Consider the following 6,222-nt stretch of genomic DNA (forward strand, 5'->3'; position numbering starts at 1 on the left):
CTAATTGCTAATACTGAATTCATAAAAAAAGCCTAAACAATATGTTTAGGCTTTTTTTATGATTGGACAGTATTCAATATAAATTACTGCTTAATAAAATCAATCAGCTTGTCGGCAATCGCAGTATTGTTTTGCGAACCGTAGAAATCTTCAGCACGTTTACCATAGGCAAACACTTGTACATCAATAGCGGTGTGGCCGCCAGTAGTCCAACCTGTGAAGCTGGCATGATTGATAATATCTTTTACAGCAAGTAGCAGTGCTTTCTCGCCCATTTTCTTAGCTTCGCTTAGCTTAATGCTGTTAGCATCAGTGAATTCGATATCAGAATACTTTTGCCATACTGCTTTTAAGTCATCGCTTTCAAGTAGATCTTTTGTGATAGTGCCAGCTGTTGCTTTAACACCTTTAATCACGTCTGTTTCCCACTTATATTGACCATGAGCACCGAGTGTTAAGCCACCTGTTGAGTGATCGGCAGTGATAACAAGCAGGGTATCAGGGTTTTTATCTACATACGCTTTTGCTTGTTCAATTGATTTAGCAAAGTCATCCATTTCGCCCATTGCACATGCAATGTCGTTTGCATGACCACACCAGTCAATTTGGCTGCCTTCGATCATCACAAAGAAACCTTTGTCGTTTTGACCATCAAGTAAATCAAGTGCTTTCGTTGTCATTTGCGTAAGGCGCGTTGGATTTTCGTCAAGCGCAAACGGTAAACCGACTTCAGCGAATAAACCAAGCGCTGGAACTTGCTTTAAGTCATTCATTGCTGCAAAGTCATCGCTGTACTGATAGCCAGCCGCTTTAAACTCTTCTACAAGGTTACGGTCTTCACGAACGTAATATTTAGTGCCGCCACCAAGCATTAAATCAACCGGTAATTTACCCGCGATTTTGTTATCGATATAGTCGTTAGCAATTTCGTCGTAGTTACGGCGTGATTCGTTGTGCGAAGCAAAGCTTGCTGGTGTAGCGTGGTTGATTTGCGAAGTAGCTACGAGTGCTGTTGTCATGCCACGCTCTTTAGCAACTTCAAGCATAGTTTTTACTGGTTTTTTATCAGTATCAACGGCAATTGCGCCATTATAACTTTTATGACCACTGCTCAGAGCTGTTGCACCCGCTGCGCTGTCTGTTACATAGGTATGATCATCAGGGTAGGTATGTGCCATACCACGCAAAATAGTATCGAAAACAGTTGGGTCAACAACTTTAGTATTTGGATCATCTTTAAAGTAACGATATGCAGTTGTGTACGCCGGGCCCATACCATCACCAATCATATAAATGATGTTTTTTGGTGCTGATTCAGCCATTACTGAGCCTGCTGAGCATAATAATGCTAAAAGACTTAATTTTAATTTCATTGATGTAACCTTTTTATTGTGCCCTTATTTATACTGCGAGGATTATTGTATACTAGCCAGACGATAAATAAACGCCTTTAAGTTGAAACGCTTAATAAATAGGAGCAATTGTGCAACCTTTTTCTTTTCAAACTGGCACTCAGGCAATGCATGGCCTAACCTTTGGTCATGGCGAAGAGGTTGTGATTGCCTTACATGGTTGGCTTGATAACGCACATAGTTATATACCTATGTTACAAAACGCGCAGTTAAACCAGCGTTGGTATTGCCTTGATTTTCCTGGTCATGGTTTATCTGATTGGCGAAGCAGTGACGCCCACTATTACTTTATTGATTATGTTGATGATGTATATAAGTTTATTGAGTCACTTGATGTAACGAAAGTGCATTTAGTTGGCCATTCTATGGGCGCCATGGTCGCTGGTGTTTTTGCGAGCTGCTTTCCTGAAAAGGTGGCATCGGTAAACTTTATTGAGGGAATTGGCTGCGTTACAACCAACAGTAATGAAATGAGCAGCCAACTTCGTAAAGCGATATTAAATAGAGCGCGGGTAAACAGCAAAGGCCCTCGTGCATTTGACTCAATAGCGCACATTATTAGTGCAAGGCTTGCAAGTGGCGACCTTGAATACCCACAAGCAGAGCTATTAATGACAAGAAATAGTTACGAAAAAGCAGGTAAGTGGTATTTAACAACCGATCCTAAGCTTAAAAATCACTCAGGATTTCGCTTTGATGAGGCGCAATGTATTGCAACCATCAAACTAATTACCGCACCATGTCAGCTTATCTTAGGGGATAAGGGGTATCCTTTTGTTAGAGATAACCTAGAGGCATATGGTAAATATTACAAGGAGTTAAAAATTCATGAGATACCTGGAGGTCACCATTGCCATATGCAAAGTCCTGCATTAACCTTAGAACACATTCATGCATTTATTGGGCAGTATAAAGCAAGTTAATTGTATAATTGCACCAAATGTGGGATTATCTGCACCATTAGAGTATTTACTCCATTGAGAAACGGCCTTAGTTAGATTAAGGTTATTAAAAAATATAATTATAAACAGGAGCTAAGAGTGGAAAAAATCTGGCTTAAACGCTACCCAGAAGGTATGCCTGAAACAATCGACCCTGAGCATTATCACTCGCTACTCGACTTGTTTGAAAAAAGTTTTGCTGACTATAGTGACCTTCCAGCCTTTACCAACATGGGTAAAGTGTTGACCTATAGTGAGTTAGACAGTGCTACAAAACGTGTTGCGTCGTACATTCAAAATGATCTTGGTCTGAAAAAAGGCGATAAAGTAGCGGTGATGATGCCGAATCTACTGCAAACGCCTGTTACTATTTTAGGTATTCTTCGTGCAGGCTGTGTAGTGGTGAACGTAAACCCACTTTACACCGTGCGTGAATTAGAGCATCAGTTAAATGACTCAGAGTCATCAGCAATTTTCATTCTTGCTAACTTTGCCGATACCCTAGAAAAAGCATTACCAAAAACCAACGTTAAGCACATTGTGGTTACCCAAGTAGGTGACATGGTGGGCGGCCTTAAAAAGCACATCGTTAACTTTGTGGTTAAGCACGTTAAGAAAATGGTGCCTAGCTACTCATTGCCAAATGTAACCAAATTTGCCGATACACTTGCTGGTAACGAAGCGAGCTATAAAAAGCCAGATGTTGATTTAAACGACTTAGCATTTTTGCAATACACAGGTGGTACAACCGGTGTATCTAAAGGTGCAATGCTATCGCATGGCAACATGGTTGGTAACCTTGAACAAGTTTCAGGTTGTCTAGATAACGTTTTAGATCGCGGAAAAGAAGTGGTTATTACAGCACTGCCGCTTTATCACATCTTTGCTTTGACTGCGAACTGCCTAACATTTATGAAATACGGTGGTTTAAACGTACTTATTACAAACCCTCGTGATATGCCTGGCTTTGTAAAAGAGTTAGCACAACACAAATTTACTGCTGTAACGGGTGTAAATACGCTATTTAACGGTTTACTAAATACCCCAGGTTTTGCTGAACTTGATTTCTCAAGCTTAAAAATGTCACTTGGCGGTGGCATGGCGGTACAGCGTCCAGTTGCTGAAAAATGGCAAGCTGTAACAAAAACCAAATTAATGGAAGGTTATGGCTTAACTGAGTGTGCACCACTTGTAACTGTTAGCCCTTACGACCTTGAAGGTTATAACGGTTCAATTGGTTTACCTGCTCCTAGCACTGATATTAAGCTTATGCTTGAAAATGGTGAAGAAGCAGCGAAAGGTGAGCCAGGCGAGCTTTGGGTTAAAGGCCCACAAGTTATGCAAGGTTACTATAACCGCCCAGATGCAACAGCCGAGTGCTTAAAAGACGGTTGGTTTGCAACAGGTGATATTGCAACTTACGACGATGAAGGTTTCTTCTATATTGTTGATCGTAAGAAAGACATGATTATTGTATCTGGCTTCAACGTGTTCCCAAATGAGATCGAAGAAGTTGTTGCTATGCACGATGGCGTGCTTGAAGTAGCGGCAATCGGTATCCCTCATGAGGTCAGTGGCGAACAAGTTAAAGTTTTTGTTGTGAAAAAAGATCAATCTTTAACTGAAAAAGATATAATAAAGCACTGTCGTGATAATTTAACGAACTATAAGGTGCCTAAACTCGTTGAGTTTAGAGATGAACTACCAAAAACAAACGTTGGTAAGATTCTAAGAAGAGCCTTAAAGGACGAAGAAAAATAATTAAAGCCGGCATTAGCCGGCTTTTTTATAGTAAAGAAAGGGGTATAAGTGCAATATCAACTGATCGAAACGCAAAATCAATTAAATGATTTTGTAGAAAAAATAACAGGAAAACAGGTACTTGCAATTGATACCGAGTTTATGCGTCGTCGTACGCTTTACCCTGAAGTTGCACTTATTCAAGTATACGATGGTGAGCATTTAGCGTTAATCGACCCACTGGCTGAGTTGTCGCTTTTTGATTTTTGGCAAGTACTTAAAAACCCAGAGGTGTTAAAAGTATTGCATTCACCGTCAGAAGATATTGAAGTGTTTCAAAAATACGCTGGCTTTGTACCAACACCGCTGTTTGATACCCAATTTGCTCTACAAATACTAGGTCATGGAAACTGCATGGGCTTTGCCCACATGGTTAAAGAGTTACTTGATATCGAAATAGATAAAAGTGAATCGCGCACGAACTGGTTACAGCGCCCACTCACAGAAAAGCAGCTAGATTATGCCGCTGCTGATACGTATCACTTACTGCCTTGTTTTGAAATTATTAAAGAACAAATTGATGAAGCAGGCTTTTTTGACATTGTGATCAACGAAAGCGAGTTAGTCGCGCAAAAACGTGCTTACCAACCACCTGCAGAGCAGCTTTACAAAGATATTAAAAATGCTTGGCAATTACGACCGCACGACTTAGCTGTATTGCGCGAACTTGCCGCATGGCGCCGTGAAAAGGCAGAGCGCAAAAACCTCGCGCTTAACTTCGTGGTAAAAGAGCACAACATGGTTGAAATTGCTAAGCGCAAGCCTGCAAGTTTAAATGCGTTACGCAGAGTGCCAGGTGTTGAACCAATGGAAGTTAACCGTTCAGGCGTAGAAATTTTAAAATGTATTGAGCGTGGTAAAGCCGTTCCTGTTAGCGAACAACCTGCACAACTAAAACGTTTAATCGATTTTCCGGCATACAAAAAAGCCGCTAAAGATATTAAACAAAAAATTACCAAAGCTGCAAAAGAGCAGGGTATTCCTGAAGATGTATTGGCCTCTAAAAAACAGATTAACCAGCTGATCAGCTGGAATTGGAAGCTCGATGCTGATGAGCGTAAAGCTGCATCAAAGCCAGATCTGTTTAACTCATGGCGCTATGAGTATGTGAAAGACGTACTTAAAGAGTGGCAAAACTAAGTAACTAACTTTTTAAAGGGCTTTTGTATGCTTTGTATTCGTACTAAAAGCCCTGAAACTTACTGCGTTTACGCGTAACCTCTAACCAATGCAGCACGTTATTATCATATCGTTTTAATCGTTGTTTTTGTTTCGACGTTAAATAATAAAATGGCGCGAATATAAAGTAGCCATGACCAATGATTACCACACAATTAAAACCATATTTAGAGTATTGTTTAATTAGTTTAGTTTTGTTTGGTTCAATATGAACATTTCCAAACGCTGAGCTATAAAAAATACCGTGTCGACATATAGTCAGCTCATTTTTACTGCTCAATACCAAAAAAGTAATGACTAACGATGTAAGCATAAAAGCCAGCAAAAGCAGGTCATAAAGTGGATGCTTTTGGGATGTCGCTTTTAGAATAGACAATGTTAAGACGGCTAAAGTCACGAGGAACGCAAGTGTGCTTTTCTCTGAACTCTTCCTTAAATTCAATACTTTCATTCTCAGTCCTTGAGGTGCTTTTTTAATATAGTACTTCGCTACTTAGATAAAACAATCTGCCAAAAAAATGAAAGTAAAAGCTGTTTTTAATGTTTTATTATTAATTTTTAATGCTGTGTTTTATTTAGCTTGTTGAAATTAAATGAGATGTTGAACGGTGAAAGATATAATAATAAATGTAAAATAGGTTGGTAGAATAAGCCACGTTATATATCTTCATTAAGGATTATGAGTCATTGAAATGGCCAAGCTGTTCTTTGCACATATTTTTATGAGAATATTCACTCGTTTCAGCCAACGGAATATTGTGGGCGGCGTTGTTTCCTAAAAGTTTGAACTATCTTGCCAGCCTGTGATCAGATCATCTATATCCTACTAGCCCGTGCAACAACAATGAGCAAAATCACAAACTGGTCTCACTATAATCAAGCCCTCGTTA

The 6,222-nt window shown here is 39.6% G+C and carries 5 protein-coding genes; 3 read left to right on the plus strand and 2 right to left on the minus strand.

The features are described from left to right. Positions 1–83 precede the first annotated feature (83 nt). Positions 84–1,373: an alkaline phosphatase gene (locus ABMY41_RS07980; protein ID WP_175081558.1), complete on the minus strand. Its 1,290-nt coding sequence runs from the start codon at positions 1,371–1,373 to the stop codon at positions 84–86. Positions 1,374–1,483: 110 nt separating this feature from the next. Between ABMY41_RS07980 and ABMY41_RS07985 the strand changes: the two genes are divergently transcribed. From ABMY41_RS07985 to rnd, 3 genes are all read left to right on the plus strand, one after another. Next, entirely contained in the window at positions 1,484–2,335 is an 852-nt protein-coding gene (locus ABMY41_RS07985; RefSeq protein WP_349274461.1) for an alpha/beta hydrolase, read from the plus strand. A 117-nt stretch (positions 2,336–2,452) separates the two neighbouring features. Beyond that, the gene (gene fadD, locus ABMY41_RS07990) at positions 2,453–4,114 is read left to right on the plus strand and encodes a long-chain-fatty-acid--CoA ligase FadD (protein WP_349274462.1); all 1,662 of its coding nucleotides are present in this window, start codon (positions 2,453–2,455) and stop codon (positions 4,112–4,114) included. A gap of 48 nt (positions 4,115–4,162) precedes the next feature. Beyond that, positions 4,163–5,293 carry a ribonuclease D gene (rnd, locus tag ABMY41_RS07995; protein WP_349274463.1) on the plus strand — a complete coding sequence of 377 codons (1,131 nt, stop codon included), beginning with the start codon at positions 4,163–4,165 and terminating at the stop codon, positions 5,291–5,293. 43 nt (positions 5,294–5,336) lie between these two features. On the opposite strand, the gene ABMY41_RS08000 is transcribed toward rnd, so the two are convergent. Further along, a complete protein-coding gene (locus ABMY41_RS08000; protein ID WP_289096387.1) occupies positions 5,337–5,783 on the minus strand; it encodes a hypothetical protein in 447 nt (148 codons plus the stop codon). Between the last annotated feature and the right edge of the window lie 439 nt (positions 5,784–6,222).

Source organism: Pseudoalteromonas sp. BZA4 (assembly GCF_040104395.1).
Lineage (GTDB): Bacteria > Pseudomonadota > Gammaproteobacteria > Enterobacterales > Alteromonadaceae > Pseudoalteromonas.

What these genes read in the sequence shown, in the direction of transcription:
- ABMY41_RS07980 (WP_175081558.1), bottom strand. Translation starts at nt 1,373, where the DNA reads ATGAAATTAAAATTAAGTCTTTTAGCATTATTATGCTCAGCAGGCTCA.
- ABMY41_RS08000 (WP_289096387.1), bottom strand. Translation starts at nt 5,783, where the DNA reads ATGAAAGTATTGAATTTAAGGAAGAGTTCAGAGAAAAGCACACTTGCG.